We start from the raw sequence: 15,048 nt of genomic DNA on the forward strand, positions 1-15,048 counted from the left end.
CGGCGACGAGCAGGGCTTTCGATCGGGGATGGGACGCGAGCCCCATCCCCGACCACGGGCGCGAATGCGATCGAGCCATGATCGATCGCGACATACCGACTAAAACTTGAAGCCAACGGTAGCGCCGTAGGTTCTCGGCGCCGCCAACTCGCTGTTGACGCCTTGGTTAGCCTCAAAGATTCCGATCGCATAATATTCATTGGTCAGGTTCTTGCCCCAGACGCGGATCGAGTAATGCTGGCTAGAATCCGTCCAGCCGATTGATGCGTTGAGCAGCTGGTAGGCCGGCTGGAAGGCATAGTTGTCCGGTGCTGCGAACCATTTGCTCACGCCCGAATAGGTGAGGTTCAGGGCAATTTCGCCGCTCCCCAGATCCGTCCGATATTCCCCGCCGATATTCCAGGTCCAGGCGGGAACGCCCGGCAACTGGTTGCCCGCGGCCGAGGCGCTGCAGAATTGGCCAAGCGGCAGAGCGCATCCCTTGAAGCCGGAATAGAGGTCGGCACCGGGGAAGGACTTGAACCGGGCATGGACATAGCCAAGCCCTCCGCTGAACGAAAGTCCGCCTCCGACAACGAGGTCGGCATCGAGGTCGAAGCCGTAATTCTCCGCCTTGGCGCCATTGGTGACCTGCTGGGTGCCGTTCAGGAAACGGGCGACCTGAATATTCGAGTAATCATAGTGAAAGGCGGCGACGTTGAACCGCAGACGGCGGTCGAACAGTTGCGTCTTCAAGCCGATTTCGGCGGCCTTGATCTCTTCAGGGTTGAAGGGCGGATTTTGAGCTTGCGAGGGGTTGAAACCGCCGGATTTGAAGCCTGTGCTATATGAAGCATAACCCAGGATATCCGGGCTGAATTTGTGATCGAGCGAGATGCGATAATTAAAGCGCTTGAAAGTCAGCTTCGTCGGAATCCCCGCGGCAGGGTAAGGGCCGGCGATGAACAGCGGACCATTCACGCCGTCGTAGATGTTTTCCGTTCCGGACTCGGTCTTACGCTCGTAGGTGTAACGACCGCCCAGGGTAAGCGTAGTATCGGGGAGAATTTCATAGCTTCCCTGCGCGTAGGCGGCGGCCGATTTGGTTCGCTGCGCGTTGATATCGCGAATATCGGTGACGCCGCTGGGCGTAAAACCCAGTCCGTTGTCGAGAATGATATCGAGCCGCGTATATTCGTCTTTGGCCGACCAGAGATAAACCCCGGCCACCCACTTCAACGGTCCGGCGCCCGTCGAGGATAGCTGAAATTCCTGGCTCAGCTGCTGCGCCCGCGTCTTGCCGCAGCATGCGACGATCCTGATCGGCGTCAGATCGAGGTCGAGATCGAAATTAAACCGCGTTTTGCGATAGGCAGTGATGCTCTGAAAGGCGACACTGCCTATATCGTGGTTGATCTGCAGCGACACGCCGCCGGTTTTCAAACGCGCGATCTCGGGCTGGTCCTTGTTGTTGTCATAGCGGCCGCCTTGATCATATGGACCGCCGAAGAATGCGTTGTTGAACGTCAGCGGATAGCCCGGCGTCGCGTGGAAGGCGATCATGGAATCACGTCGGTCGGCATAGTCCACTGCAAAGCGGATCCTGGTGGCGTCATCGGGCTCGAACAGCCACTTGCTGCGCACGGCGATGTCGTGTTCGATCCGGTTGACGTCCTTGCCCGTGGCAAGGTTGGTTCCCCAACCTTCGGCCTGGCTCTGGTAACGAACCGCCAGATCCGCAGCGACCTTGTCGCCGAGCCCGCCGGTCAGATAGCCGCCGAGAGTGAGGTCGTTGAAGCGCGCGAAGCTCGCATTGAACGATCCGGCTGCGGTCTGCTTGGGATCCTTGGTAACGACCTGAATGAGCCCGCCGGTCGAGTTCCGACCGAATAGGGTACCCTGCGGCCCCTTGAGAACCTCGACGCGTTCGATGTTGTTGAGCGTGAGCAACCCGGAGGCGGCATTGGCGATGTAGACCCCGTCGACGTAGAGCGCGACCGGGTTCTCGAAGCCGACACCGCTCGACGTCGTGCCGACGCCGCGGATTCGCGGCTGGATGCTGCCGGCAGCCACTGGAAGGTACAAGCTCGGCGCTACGAGACTGAGATCCTGAGCGCTCGTGATCCCGACATTCGCGAGTTTTTCTGCGGTCACCGCCGTCACCGCAATGGGAACGTCCTGCAGGCGCTCGCTCCGGCGCTGCGCGGTAACGACAATGTCCGCTATGGCGGCCTCGTTGTTCGACGATGTCGTCGCCTCACTCGCTCTTTCTTCGGGCAATCGAGACTGAGAAAAGGCGGGCTGCGACATCATCGAAAGGACAATGGCGCTCGCTGATAGCTTGAAGATCCTCTTCACGAACATTCTCCCCATATTTGTTTGCACATATTATTTATTGGGCGGTGTAATCCTGGAATCCCGCCTTGCTTTTCGGCGGGTCTAGGCATTGCATTTATCGGCAGTCCAATCGCGATCGCCGATATCAACCATCGAGAATTGCAAGTCGTGACTGTCATTCCTTCCGCTCAACATGCGCGGAGACAGAAGCCGCGCGATGTTCGGCGGACGCGAGGGGGCGCGCAATTCGGACTCCGGATCCGAAGCTGCAGGCGGGCGCATGGCGAGCACCACGGGCTGGACAACGCTGCTGGCGCTGGTCACGCTTTCCAATCCGGCGCATCTATCGGTACGATCGCGCCGATCTTCGTCGACGCGTTCGTCGCCGGTGGGGTTCCGTTGGCTTCCGCATCACGCCTGGCCGCGGCCGAATTCCTCACAATGGCGGTGGTCATGCTGATCGCGCCGTTTGCGATCATAGGCTTGGCATTGCTGCAGGGCAGATCGCCACGGGCAGCCTGACGGTCCATATCGGCCGGATGGCGGTGACGACCCTGGGCAGTGCCGCGCTGATCGGCTGTCTCTTGCTTACGCTCGGCGCTCTTCGAGCGACGCTATCCGTGCGGGCGATGGTCTGACCGCATTCCGCGCAGCGATATCAAGGATCGTGAATTACGATTGGCCGCAGCGTGATGGGCCTGTCAGCAGAATCGCGTCAAGCGGCCGCGAGTTCGACGAGCCGAATGTCGATAGGAGCCGGGGTGGGCAGATCGATCATGAGATTACGGACGGACTACCGCCACTGGCATATGGTCGCCACCCGCTGGCGCGACATCGACATCTACGCCCATGTCAACAACGTCGAATATTATACCTGGTTCGACACTGTCGTCCAAAGCTGGCTGATCGAGCAAGGACTGCTCGATCTCGGCTCGAGCGATCCTATTGGCCTTGTCGTGGAGACAGGCTGCCGATACGCAGCCCCGATCGGTTTCCCGCAGAATTTGGATATCGGTTTGTCCGTCGCCCGGATCGGCAATTCCAGCGTCACCTATCATCTCGGAATTTTCCCGCAAGGCGAAGTGGCAGCCGCCGCGGAGGGGCATTTCACGCACGTCTATGTCGATCGCGCGGGACGCCGCCCGGTCTCGCTGCCGCCGCGCTGGCGTTCGGCGCTCGAGACCTTGCTGGAGTGAACCCCGGCGCGTCCCAGCGATAAACCGGCAATGGCCGAAAGGAGCAGGATATGACAATCGAAAGCGCAGGCACCTATACCCTCGGCGACCGCACTGTGCGGCGGATCGGCTATGGCGCGATGCAATTGGCCGGAGCGAATGTATGGGGACCGCCCGCCGATCGGGCCGGCGCCGTGGCGCTGCTCCGGGAAGCGGTCGCCCTGGGCATCAACCACATCGACACATGCGACTATTACGGTCCGCATGTCGTGAACGAGATCATCCGGGAAGCACTAGCGCCTTATCCCGAAGATCTGACCATCGTCACCAAGATCGGCTTTTTTCGTGGCGAAAACGGGTCGTGGGACGAAGCCTATTCCGATGCCGATCTCGAAAAGGCGGTGCACGATAATCTGCGCAATCTCGGCAAAGACGTGATCGACGTCGTCAATCTGCGCCTGCTCGGCGACGGCGAGGTGCGCCCCGCCGAAGCCTCGATCGAACGCGAATGGACGGTGCTTGCACGCCTGCGCGAGCAAGGCCTGGTGCGCCACCTCGGGATCAGCAACGCCACCATGGCGCAGGTGCGCGAAGCCCAGGCGATCGCACCGGTGGTTTGTGTTCAGAACATGTATAATCTTCGCATGCGCGCCGACGATGCAATGATCGACGAGCTGGCGGCCGAAGGGATCGCCTTCACGCCCTTTTTCCCGCTCGGGGGCTTCTCGCCGCTTCAATCGTCCATCCTGTCCGACGTGGCGGCCGAACTCGGCCATACTCCGGTGCAGGTCGCCCTTGCGTGGTTGCTGAGGCGTTCGCCCAACATCCTGCTCATACCAGGCTCGCCCCGGATCGACTGGGTTGGCGAGAACCTGCTCGCGGGCGATGTCGATCTGACGCCGGCTGCACTCGAGAAGCTGGACGGCATTGCCGCCGCCGAGACCGTATAACCCTATAAACGAGCCCGCGCCGATCAAGGGCGTGGGCGACGGGCCGGGGGCGTCGCTTCGTGCGTCGACCTGGCCCATCTCTGCCACAGGTCCGGCGATCACATATATTCGTCAAACCATTCCAGCATGGGGGCGGGGTTGGCGGAAAAGTAATTGTAGCCGTCCCATCGCCGCGTCGATCCTTCGATCCAATGGAGCCGCTTCTTCTTCGCCGCCACATTGTCGAAAATCGCCTGGACGTCGCTCTCGCGCGTCATCACGTCGTTGCGCACCTGATAGATGAACGTGGGGACCGTGACATGTTCGGCGCGGCTGACCGGGGAGAACTGGTCAAGCGTGAAGCTGATCGCGAGCGAGACCTGTCTTTCGATCTCCGCGGCGGTGCCGTCGGGCAGGCCCAGCAGTTCAATCGTGCGTTCCAGGAAGTGTCGCGGCGACAGCGGCTGGCACGCGACGAGACATTTTATTCCGGTGAAGGCGTCGGGCATCCTGGCCATGGCGGCGATCGTCGAATTGGCGCCAAAGCAGCGGCTGAACAGGCCGATCGCCATGTCTCGCAATCTGGGATGCGTCCTCGCATATTCGATCGATCCGACGACGTCGCGATATTCATAGATGCCGGCGGTCGGTATGCCGCCATTTGCGGCTCCGCTGTGCCCATGGTTGCGCATGTCGTATGTCAGGACGTTGTAGCCGGCATCATGCAGGATTTTGATGTCCCGCACGAAATCCACCTCGAAATCATTGCCGCCGATCGCGCCAAACTGCTTCCAGGGGTCGAGATGCGAGGCGAAGCCGTAGCGGTTGAAGTTCTTCGGATGATTGGCAATCACCAGTTTGTCAGAGCCCTCGCACGGGACCAGCCAGGCTTCCAGCGGAACGCCATCGAGGGCCGGAATCCAGACGTCTTCATAGGCGAGACCGTAATCGCCGGGATTTTTCAGGATAGGGGATCGCGCAGCCGTCCTGTACCCCGCAACAAAGCGGTCGATCGTCTCGGCGATTTCCTTCTGCGTCCATATCTTCGTGTCGGCAACCGCTTCGCTCATCGTCCTGCTCCAGAATATTGCGGGTCTTGCATGCGGGCGATCGATCCCCGCGCGAGAAGGCGCCCCGCAGACCATAGTCGACCTATCTAGGAAGCGTCAGTCACTCGTCAAAATGGCGATTTGCGATAGCTGCGATAGGGCATATCGATGTTGGGCAGCCTTCCAAACATCTCGGCTGCCCGATCTCGTCCAAGGGGAATGGGCGCCTCGGGCGGCTATAATGCCGCCCTTTGCAGTTGCTTGGCGACCTTGGCGTAAGGTGCCTCGTGCACCGTCACCCTGATCGTCGTCTGGACATGGCGCTCGACGTGCGGCTTGCGCGAGCCGCCGCCGGGTTCGCCCCAGGTCATGACGAGCTCGGTGCCCGGCGCGGCATATTCCTCATCGATCTGCGACGTGGAGATCAGGTCATGTTCGTTCAGCACATAGGCGCAGTATTGCGACATTCCGACCAGCTTGCCGTCGGTCGTGCGAACCTCGTCCGCCTGCGGCCATCCATACATCGGGGTGGGCAGGTCGATCGCTTTGAATGCGTCGCCTTCACCGAATTGCGAGCTGAAGACTCGTGCGAGGTCGTCGGGATGCCATTGCAGCACGCGGCGAACGCGGCGCGGCTTATCCTGTGCCGCCTCCAGCGCCTCCCGGCCGATGAAATCATGATCGAACTTCACGAACCGGTCATATCCAAGGGCGGACGGCGTCCAGTAATAATCCTCGATATTCCCGGAAACCATGCTTCCGCCAAGCTGCATATTGGCCTCCCAGCCCTCAGCCGGGAGCCATTCGCGATACGCCTTCAATTCGTCCCCGGTGTAGATGCCGGGTAGCGGATAGGGGACCCAGCCGCTGACCGAACCATTGCTGAAATAGGTTATCGTTCCGCCTTGAACGATCCCATTTTTTTCCCCCGCAGCGAGGAGGGCGTCTCGAACGCGTTCCAACTGATCATAAGGACCGGCCAACTCGGCACCGCCGACACTGCCCATGCTGTGACGCAACGCATGGACCTCGACACCTGCGATATTGACCATGGCGCTGCGGAAGAATTTGAGTTCCGGCCACGCGCCGCCCGCCGCGTCCTCCAGCACCTGGCGCGCTGTGGGCCCCTCGACCTGGAAGCGGAACTTCGTGCGCTGCCCGGTCGGGTGATATGGCGTCGTCGGATCGAATTCGAGCTCCACGTCGTAATTGCCGGTTTCGGCATGATAACGAACCCAGTTCAGCAGCGGCATTCCACTGATCAGCTCGAATCCCTTATCATCGCCATACCAGTTCATCACACAGTCGCCGATATGATGCCCGCGCGGCGTGACCGCGAAATACTGCTTGGCCCCATCGGTCCTAAGATTTTCGAAGGAGCAGGGCGACAAATAGTTCAACATCCTCCTGGCATCGGGCCCGCGCACATAAAGAACCGGCATGTGATGCGACTGATTGACGATCAGGCAGGACTCACGTGCTGCACGGTGCTCGTCGCGCCAATTGCTATATTCACGCTGGATCAAACCCAATGACGAAAACAGGTCCGTTCGTGACCGGTGAAACTGCGACACGGTGTCGTTGTAGAAATAGTCAACCAGGTTCGACTTAGAGTCGATCAGATCTTGTAGGCTTTTCATCGCATCTCACCTTCTGTCTTGAATATTCGTTGGCCCGAAGAAGCCGCTTGGCCACTGGGTAGGCAAGCCCGCCTGAGCCGAACGCGGCACGAGGCGCTGCCATTGACCAAAGCCCCCACCTTTTCCACTACGACCTCGGCCTCCGTCACGCGGACATTGTTGAGGCAAGCGGCGGCGAGCCGCCCTGCAAATGTCTCGATCAGGGCGATGTGATCGCGTGCGATCGCCGACGCGGAAACCGCAATGTCGTTATAGTCGATCGTGTCCTCTATCCGATCCCGTTTTGGTGGGCGGACGACCATTCGAACCGATATCCTCAAGCCTTGATGCCGACCGCTCTCATGATCATGTACGCCGATCAGCGCACCGATGCACAGGTCTCGAACGTGTACCTCGACCAACGCGTCGTCGTCGTCGGCGAAAGCGCCGGTCGCGGACGAGATGGCGCCGTCAGGCGACATGTCGTTGCGCCTTGGCGGCGCGCACCGTATTCGCGAGAAGGCAGGCGACGGTCATCGGCCCGACGCCGCCGGGGACAGGCGTCAGCGCGGAAGCGTGGCCGAGTTCCTCGCTCGCGCAATCACCCACGAGGCGTTGTTTGCCGTCGGCATCCACGATCCTGTTGATGCCGACGTCGATCACCACGGCACCGGCCTTCACCCAATTGCCGCGCACGAGACCTGGGCTGCCGGCCGCAACGACCACGATGTCGGCGGTGCGGACGATGTCTTGCAGACCGCGAGTCAGGATGTGGGTGATCGTGACGGTGCATTCGCGGTCGAGCAATAGGAGCGCGACCGGCTTTCCGACGATGTTCGATTTGCCGATCACCACGCAGTTGAGGCCCCGGAAGTCGTCGATGACGCTTTCCAGCAACAGCATGCATCCCAACGGCGTACAGGGAACAAGGCCGTCCGATCCCGTTGACAACCGGCCAACGTTCACCGGATGGAAGCCATCGACGTCCTTCGCCGGATCGATCCGGTCGAGCACTGCCCCGGCGTCAATTCCTTTCGGCAAGGGAAGTTGAACGAGGATGCCGTGGACATCGGGATCGGCGTTCAGCTGCTCAATCAGGTCCAGCAACGCAGTCTGGCTGGTAGCATGGTCGAGGCGATGCTCGCGCGAAATTATGCCAGCCTTTTGGCATGCTGCAATTTTTCGGCCGACATAAACCTGGCTGGCTGGATCTTCACCGACCAGAATGACGGCAAGCGTAGGCGCTACTGCCGTCGCCGAGGCTAAGGCCGCCACGTCCTCCGACACGCGGTCCGTGAGGGCCTTGGCCATCGCCTTGCCATCGATAGTTCTAGCCACTTGCACTATTTCGCAAACACGATGGTCTTGGTGCCGTTGAGGAGCACGCGATCCTCAAGGTGGAGCTGAACCGCGGCAGCGAGAACGCGCTTCTCGATATCGCGGCCCTTGCGGATCAGATCGGCGGGGGAGTCTGCGTGGGTTATGCGTTCGACATCCTGATGGATGATAGGACCCTCGTCCAGATCTGCGGTTACGTAATGTGCGGTAGCGCCGATCATCTTCACGCCCCGCGCGTGGGCCTGATGATAGGGCCGCGCGCCCTTGAACCCGGGCAGAAAACTGTGGTGAATGTTGATGCACCGGCCCGACAGGAAACTTGCCAGATCGTCCGACAAAATCTGCATGTAGCGCGCAAGGATGACGAGATCGGCGCCGCTGTCGGTCACGATCTGCTTGATGCGTGCTTCCTGCTCGCTCTTGGTTTCCTTGGTAACAGGAAGATGGTGAAACGGAATGTCGCCGACGAGATTGATCTTCAAAGCATCGCGCGGATGATTGCTGACGATCCCGACCACGTCCATCGCCAGCTCCCCGATACGATTGCGATAGAGCAGATCGCCGAGGCAATGGCCGGAGTTGGAGGCAAGCATCAACACCTTGCGCACGGCGTCGGTTCGCCGCAGCTCCCAATCCAGCTGGTGCCCTCGCGCCAACGCTTCAAGCGCGGCACGGAAGGGAGCTTCCGCGTCTGCGGACAGAGCGAAACGAACGCGCATGAAGAAGCGATCCGTTTCCATGTCGTTGAACTGTGAAGCTTCGACGATATTGCCCTGGAAAGCCACAACGGCTCCGGCAACATCGGCCACCAGACCGGGCCGATCCGGGCATGACAAAGTGAGCACTAGTTCGATCACGATAACCCCCTCTGATTATCTACCGCGGGCGGAGCTTTTCCGGCCTTGCTCCGTCGCGGAGGTGGCCCGCCAGCCAGGAAGCGGACTGCGCTACCCCGCCAAAAGGATAGAGATGCGTGGTCACGCCGCCATGCGCGGACTCTGAGAGCCCTTGCGCGAGCGCCTCGACCAGAATGTCGGGCGTTGCTGTCCCGAGCAACCGCGTGAGCGATATGCCGTATTTGGCCAGGACCTTGGTCGACGCAGACACGCCGCACCTCGAAGCAAAGCGCAGCAGCGACTTGATGGATGCTGGCCCAGGCACGCCGATACGAACTTGCGCATCGATCCCGTCCGCGCGCAGCGCCGTCAGCCAGCCAAGAACATGATCGGCGTCGAACACGAACTGGGTGACGATCTCGGCATCCATATCCCGGCGCGTCAAGGCTTCCAACTTGTCGGACATGGCCCTGCGCAGCACCTCCTGCGTCAGCTGGGGGTGCCCTTCCGGATAACCGGCAATACCGACTTTGCGGATGCCAAAATCCTCCAGGAAGCCGGATTGGATAACATCCAGGGCGCTTGAAAATGGCCCAGCCGGCTGCGCCGGATCGCCGCCGATGACGAAGAGACGATCGATGCCGGCACCACTGGCGAGCCCCGATAGAAAACGCTGCAGCTCTGAGAGGGAGGATAGCCTGCGCGCCGAAATATGGGGGACCGGTTCGAAACCTGCACCGCGTACTCGCGCTGCCGCGTCGATCAGCTTCTCGATGGAATCGCCGGGAAGATAGGTGATCGACACTTGTGTGCCCGAAGGCAGGTCGGCGCGGACCTCGTCGAGCGCGGCGGCATCCCGGGCCGTGATCTCCAGCGAGCAATCAGCCAGCAATGCGCGAGGCGAACTGCTGTCACCGATATCTCCAGCCCTGCTCTCCCGAGGCATCATCATTAGCGTCCTGCCGACTATTGGAAGCGCCGGACGTGAGACAACCGCAGACGTTCGCCGCGACGACCTTCGCCTCCTCACCTTTCCAGCGCTGAATGGGGTAAGCCTAAGCAAGGCGACGGGAGACTGAAAAATCGTGATGTTCGATGCCAGCGATTTGGGCTTGCAATGGTGAGGCGCGAAAACCGACCATGGCGTATGGCAATGCTTCGGATAGAATAATCCGATTGGCCGCCCTTTGGCCTTCGTGCCAGCATTTCTTAACATCGGCCCGGCACGGCTTTTCGGGCGGGTGGCGGCTCCGGTCGCTGATCAGGCGTGCTGGAATATGACAGAGAAATCAGGAGAGATGATCACATGTCGGTCGAAATAGCGGATCGCCTGCGGTGCCATTGCTCCAAATGCATCGATTTCCATGCGCACTTCTTGCGGCGGGAAGTGTTCGAGGAAAGTCATCCGCACAGCGTGTCTTCGTGCTTCGGCGAGAACATGCTTTCCCCTGAACTGCCTTCATTCCAGCGCATGTTCCGGCCTGAAATGCAGATTGAGGACATGGATGCGCGCGGCATCGATGTGAACATTCTGACGTCTTGCGACGTGGTGCAGAGCAGGGCCTGGGCGACGCCTGATTCCGAACGGCGCATGACGCGGCTGGTAAACGATGAATGCGCACGTTGGGTCGACGCCCATCCGCATCGTTTCATCGGCACCGTGGTGGTGCCATTGGGCGACATGCGCATGGCGCTCGACGAGATCGAATGGGCAGCGTCAGCGGGGTTTCGTATCATCCAGCTGCCGAGCAACTACCGCGGCGAATATCTCGGCGCAGCACGATTCACGGACTTGCTGTCGGCGATCGAAGACCGCGGGATGATCGTGTTCATCCATCCCGAGGGCGTGACCGACATGTGGTTTCAGCAATATGCCCTGTGGAACTCGATCGGGCAGTCGATCGAGGAAGTGCGGGTGATGTCCTCGCTGATCTACGAAGGCGTCATGGACCGGTTGCCCGGTCTCAAAATCGTGATGGCGCACGGCGGCGGCTATATGCCGCACTATATGGGCCGGCTCGATCGCAACGTAACCGATAAGCCCTATACGACGAAGAACATCCGTAAGAAGCCGAGCGAGTATCTCACGGACTTCTACTATGACAGCTGCGTTTACGACCCCCGCACGCTTGAACTGCTCGTCGAGCGGGTCGGAATCGACCGCGTCGTGCTGGGTGGCGATTATCCCGTGGCCGCACTCGACCCCATCGACTTCCTCGCCAGCACGGCGCTGACCGAGGCTGATCAGGCGAAGATTGCGGGTGGTAACGCCGCCACGCTTTTGGACATTGCCTAAATGGCCAAGCTCGAAGGCGCTTGTGCGGTCGTTACCGGGGCTGGACGCGGCATCGGTTTCGCAGTCGCGCGGCGCCTTGCCGAGGAAGGTGCCAAGGTGGTCATCAGCGATGTCCGGGGGCAGGAAGAGGCCGCGGACATGCTGGCCGGCGCCGGGCATGACGTGATCGCCGTGCAGGGCGACGTCACGAGCGAGGTGAGCGTTGATACGCTCGTTGACGGGGTGATGAGCCGCTTCGGCCATATCGACATCCTGGTCAACAACGCAGCGGTCGCGGCCGAACTGAAGCCTCAGCCTTTCGAGGAGCTGATCGCAACTGACTGGCACCGTATCTATGATGTGAATGTCGTGGGGATTTTTCGCATGTGTCGCGCCGTCTCGCCACACATGCGGGCCGCAGGTGCAGGAAGGATCATCAACATCGCGTCGGGAGCCGCGTTCAAGGCGACGTCCGGGCTGATGCACTATGTCGCCAGCAAAGGTGCCGTCATCGCAATGACCCGATCGCTCGCCAGCGAACTGGCCGAGGATAACATATTGGTCAACGCCATCGCTCCAGGTTTCACGCTCAGCGAACGTGTGCAAGCCTCACCCGACCTGGTCGATGCCTTTGGAAAGGTCGCGGTCTCGTCCCGCCTGCTGAAGCGCCATGAGTTACCTGCCGACATCGCCAACGTCGTGTTCTTTCTCGCGGGCCCGGATGCCAGCTTCATTACCGGACAGGTATTGGCGGCAGACGGCGGCTCGGTTTTCCACTGATGCATCTCTTTCCATAGCCGGAGCGTCCCACGTGACAGTAATTTCCGCCGAACAGGCAAGCGATCCGCGCGCGATGCTCCGCGACGCGCCCATGAGCCGCTTTCAGGTTTTCGCAGTCGCGATTTGCGGGCTGTTGGCTGCGGTCGACGGTTTTGATGTCGTCGCGATCACTTTTGCCGCGCCAGCCTTGCTTCGGGAGTGGGGCGTCACCAAAGCCGATACCGGCTATGTGCTCGCCGCCGGACTGCTTGGCATGGCGGCAGGATCTCTCGTCCTGTCGCCGCTTGCGGATTCTTTTGGGCGCCGGCGCGTGCTGCTCGCCAGCCTGGTGGTGATCACGGCGGCGACATTCTGGACCGCTTTCAGCAAAGGGATTGTCGACCTAGCTATCTCGCGGCTGCTGACCGGCATGGGCCTGGGTGTGGTGATCAGCATAGTCTATTCGCTTGCGGCGGAATATTCCAACGCGCGCCGTCGCGACACCGCCGTAAGCTTCGTGGTGACGAGTTTTGGGATCGGCGCGATCTCGGGAGGATTTCTTTCGGCCTGGCTGCTCCAGGCATTCGGGTGGCGGGCCATCTTCCTGTGCGGAGGCGGACTCGGCATCGTGATGCTCCTGCTGGTCTGGCGCTTCCTGCTCGATCCGCTGGCGCTCGTCATAGCCCGCCCGGGCCGCGATGGGCTCGAGCGCGCAAATGCCTATCTCAGCCGCTGCGGCCATGCCATTTTGTCCGCATTGCCGCCATCGGAGCAAGCTGGCGCGCCGATCGCTGCGCTGTTCCGGGGAGGGATGGGCAAGAGCACATTGATCCTCACAGCGGTGTACTTTCTATATATGATCCCGCAGTTCTATTTGCAGACTTGGGCGCCAACCCTCGTCGCCGATCTCGGCTTTTCGCCGTCGCGAGCTGCGCTGGTCTCCGCCTTTTTCAGCGTCGGCGGCGTAACCGCGGGGATGAGCATCGCAGCAGGTGCCCAGTGGATCAGCATCAAGCCTTTGACGCTGGCCTTGATGGTAGTTGGCGGCGTTCTGATACTGCTCTTTTCGCTTCTGCCGGCGAGCCTCGGCCTATTGATCGCGGGCGCCATCGTGACAGGCTTCTTCCTGCAGGGGGGCATGGTGGCGTTCTACGTCATCATGCAGCGCACATTTCCTGTGCATGCCCGCGCAAGTGGAACGGGCTTCGTCATTGGCGTGGGCCGGCTCGGCAGCATTCTCCCACCGGTCGTCGCCGGTCTTATGTTCACCGCAGGCGCCAGTAGAATGGAAGTTACGGCGCTCATGGCAGCGCCGGCCATCATATGCGTGGCTCTGTTGTGGCGCTTCAGGGTGGCGCCGCCAACGCTCACATAGCGATCCTTTCAATTATCGAAGACACAGGAGAGTGACATGCGGGTGATGGGAAAGATCGCGCTGGTGACGGGCGCGCGGGGCGGTATCGGAACGGCCTGTGCCCGAATGCTGTCGGACGAAGGCGCGGAGGTCTTCAGAGCCGATCTGCCTCATGACGGGGACGAAAGGGGGGGCAATTTTCTGCCGCTCGACGTGACGAGCGCAGGCGATTGGGCTCGCACAGTGGCTCATATCGTCGATCGTCACGGCCGGATCGACGTCCTCGTCCACTGTGCCGGGATCGAGGGCAGTCACGAACGCGGCCTGGACACCACGGAGACAGACTGGAACCGTGTACTCGGCGTCAATCTCACAGGTACCTTCCTGGGCTGCAAGGCCGTGTTCGGCGAGATGCTGAAGCGGAAGGAAGGTTCGGTCATCATCCTGGCTTCCGCCATTACCGACATGGCGACTTCAGGGGCGCTCGCCTATGGCGCCAGCAAGGCCGGCGCCACGCATCTCGCGCGATCCTTCGCAGCAATAGGATCTCAAGACGGCGCTAAGATACGTTGCAACACGGTTCACCCCGGTTCGATCCGAAGCCGGATGAGCGACAGTATGTTCGCCGCGATCGCCAAGACTGCCGACGTGCCTTTCGAAGCCATCGAGGCGCGCGTGAAGCAGGCGATACCATTTGGTGACCGCGGAGAGCCGGAGGATATTGCCCAGCTCGTGCTGTATCTGGCTTCGGACGAATCTCGCTACGCTACGGGATGCCAGTTCAAGGTCGACGGAGGATGGTCGCTGAAGTCGGCGGGCTGAGCGTTGGAGGCTATTGAGCGGGTCAGGGCGTGAGATCGGAGTCGATCGCCCCAGGCCGCCGGTCAAAGAAGCCGTAGGACGGATCCTGCGCCCGGCGACCGCCGGGCTTACCCTGACTAAGACGGGCATTCTCGCCAGCAACTTCGATCACATGCGTACCGTCACTGACCAGCGTGCGATGCGCGATTTTCCAAACGCCGTCCCGCCGCTCGATCCGGTCGAGATAGCGTGACCAAGCCAAGGTGTCCGACTTACGTCCTTCCGCTTCTGCACGGAGGATTGTGAGATTGCACGTTTCGCTGCGGGCCGTGTCGCCATCGATCTCGACATGCTCGTTGGTCATGAAGTGATGAGTCGATGTAAAGCGCGTTGCGAGGCTCTGGGCGGCTTGTTCGGCAAACTCCATGGCCGGCCCGTCGAAGAAGCCGTGATTGTCCCAACCATCTTCGTGGAAACAGCTCCGGATCATCTCGGTGTCGCAGCGGTCCACGCCCCGGCAGTATCTCACGAGGAGGTCATGGATGTCCTGGCGCGCCTTCAGTTCGGCGACGACTTGCTCAAAATCATCAGACATGA

General features: G+C 60.8%; 16 protein-coding genes. 6 read left to right on the forward strand and 10 right to left on the reverse strand.

The features are described 5' to 3' along the window. Positions 1 to 99: 99 nt before the first annotated feature. From ASE00_RS01360 to ASE00_RS01370, 3 genes are all read right to left on the reverse strand, one after another. Entirely contained in the window at positions 100 to 2,337 is a 2,238-nt protein-coding gene (locus tag ASE00_RS01360; RefSeq protein WP_162256385.1) for a TonB-dependent receptor, read from the reverse strand. A gap of 81 nt (positions 2,338 to 2,418) precedes the next feature. After that, on the reverse strand, positions 2,419 to 2,649 hold the full coding sequence (locus ASE00_RS23685; protein ID WP_162256386.1) for a hypothetical protein: 231 nt from the start codon (positions 2,647 to 2,649) through the stop codon (positions 2,419 to 2,421). Beyond that, positions 2,637 to 2,846, reverse strand: coding sequence for a hypothetical protein (locus ASE00_RS01370; RefSeq protein WP_056377153.1), 210 nt, complete (start codon positions 2,844 to 2,846; stop codon positions 2,637 to 2,639). The genes ASE00_RS23685 and ASE00_RS01370 overlap by 13 nt, the downstream gene beginning before the upstream one ends. A 246-nt stretch (positions 2,847 to 3,092) precedes the next feature. Between ASE00_RS01370 and ASE00_RS01375 the strand changes: the two genes are divergently transcribed. Together ASE00_RS01375 and ASE00_RS01380 are read left to right on the forward strand one after the other, a co-directional pair. Beyond that, complete coding sequence (locus ASE00_RS01375; protein WP_082594395.1) at positions 3,093 to 3,512, forward strand: acyl-CoA thioesterase; 420 nt, start codon at positions 3,093 to 3,095, stop codon at positions 3,510 to 3,512. Positions 3,513 to 3,562: 50 nt separating this feature from the next. Next, positions 3,563 to 4,441, forward strand: coding sequence for an oxidoreductase (locus ASE00_RS01380; RefSeq protein WP_056377156.1), 879 nt, complete (start codon positions 3,563 to 3,565; stop codon positions 4,439 to 4,441). Between the two features lie 98 nt (positions 4,442 to 4,539). Here the strand turns inward: ASE00_RS01380 and ASE00_RS01385 are convergent, their stop codons facing one another. From ASE00_RS01385 to ASE00_RS01410, 6 genes are all read right to left on the reverse strand, one after another. Then, entirely contained in the window at positions 4,540 to 5,490 is a 951-nt protein-coding gene (locus tag ASE00_RS01385; protein ID WP_056377158.1) for an alpha/beta hydrolase family protein, read from the reverse strand. Between the two features lie 215 nt (positions 5,491 to 5,705). Further along, the gene (locus ASE00_RS01390) at positions 5,706 to 7,109 is read right to left on the reverse strand and encodes an aminomethyltransferase family protein (protein WP_056377160.1); all 1,404 of its coding nucleotides are present in this window, start codon (positions 7,107 to 7,109) and stop codon (positions 5,706 to 5,708) included. Continuing rightward, positions 7,106 to 7,570 carry a dihydroneopterin aldolase gene (locus ASE00_RS01395; RefSeq protein ID WP_056377162.1) on the reverse strand — a complete coding sequence of 155 codons (465 nt, stop codon included), beginning with the start codon at positions 7,568 to 7,570 and terminating at the stop codon, positions 7,106 to 7,108. The genes ASE00_RS01390 and ASE00_RS01395 overlap by 4 nt, the downstream gene beginning before the upstream one ends. Further along, positions 7,560 to 8,399, reverse strand: a complete 840-nt coding sequence (locus tag ASE00_RS01400) for a tetrahydrofolate dehydrogenase/cyclohydrolase catalytic domain-containing protein (protein WP_235538493.1) — start codon at positions 8,397 to 8,399, stop codon at positions 7,560 to 7,562. The genes ASE00_RS01395 and ASE00_RS01400 overlap by 11 nt, the downstream gene beginning before the upstream one ends. A 32-nt stretch (positions 8,400 to 8,431) precedes the next feature. Next, positions 8,432 to 9,286, reverse strand: a complete 855-nt coding sequence (gene purU / locus ASE00_RS01405; protein ID WP_156405227.1) for a formyltetrahydrofolate deformylase — start codon at positions 9,284 to 9,286, stop codon at positions 8,432 to 8,434. A gap of 16 nt (positions 9,287 to 9,302) precedes the next feature. Next, positions 9,303 to 10,211 carry a methylenetetrahydrofolate reductase gene (locus ASE00_RS01410; protein ID WP_235538494.1) on the reverse strand — a complete coding sequence of 303 codons (909 nt, stop codon included), beginning with the start codon at positions 10,209 to 10,211 and terminating at the stop codon, positions 9,303 to 9,305. 318 nt (positions 10,212 to 10,529) lie between these two features. On the opposite strand from ASE00_RS01410, the gene ASE00_RS01415 reads away from it, so the two are divergent. Genes ASE00_RS01415 through ASE00_RS01430 form a run of 4 tightly spaced genes read left to right on the forward strand, consistent with a single transcriptional unit; the run spans position 10,530 to position 14,472 of the window. Then, positions 10,530 to 11,558: an amidohydrolase family protein gene (locus tag ASE00_RS01415; protein WP_156405228.1), complete on the forward strand. Its 1,029-nt coding sequence runs from the start codon at positions 10,530 to 10,532 to the stop codon at positions 11,556 to 11,558. After that, entirely contained in the window at positions 11,559 to 12,317 is a 759-nt protein-coding gene (locus ASE00_RS01420) for an SDR family NAD(P)-dependent oxidoreductase (protein WP_056377168.1), read from the forward strand. Between the two features lie 31 nt (positions 12,318 to 12,348). Further along, positions 12,349 to 13,671 (forward strand): MFS transporter, encoded by a 1,323-nt coding sequence (locus ASE00_RS01425; protein WP_162256387.1) that lies wholly within the window; start codon positions 12,349 to 12,351, stop codon positions 13,669 to 13,671. 36 nt (positions 13,672 to 13,707) lie between these two features. Beyond that, positions 13,708 to 14,472 carry an SDR family NAD(P)-dependent oxidoreductase gene (locus ASE00_RS01430; protein WP_056377172.1) on the forward strand — a complete coding sequence of 255 codons (765 nt, stop codon included), beginning with the start codon at positions 13,708 to 13,710 and terminating at the stop codon, positions 14,470 to 14,472. Positions 14,473 to 14,494: 22 nt separating this feature from the next. Here the strand turns inward: ASE00_RS01430 and ASE00_RS01435 are convergent, their stop codons facing one another. Beyond that, positions 14,495 to 15,046 (reverse strand): nuclear transport factor 2 family protein, encoded by a 552-nt coding sequence (locus ASE00_RS01435; protein WP_056377175.1) that lies wholly within the window; start codon positions 15,044 to 15,046, stop codon positions 14,495 to 14,497. Positions 15,047 to 15,048: the final 2 nt, after the last annotated feature.

This window comes from Sphingomonas sp. Root710 (assembly GCF_001429065.1).
GTDB lineage: Bacteria > Pseudomonadota > Alphaproteobacteria > Sphingomonadales > Sphingomonadaceae > Rhizorhabdus.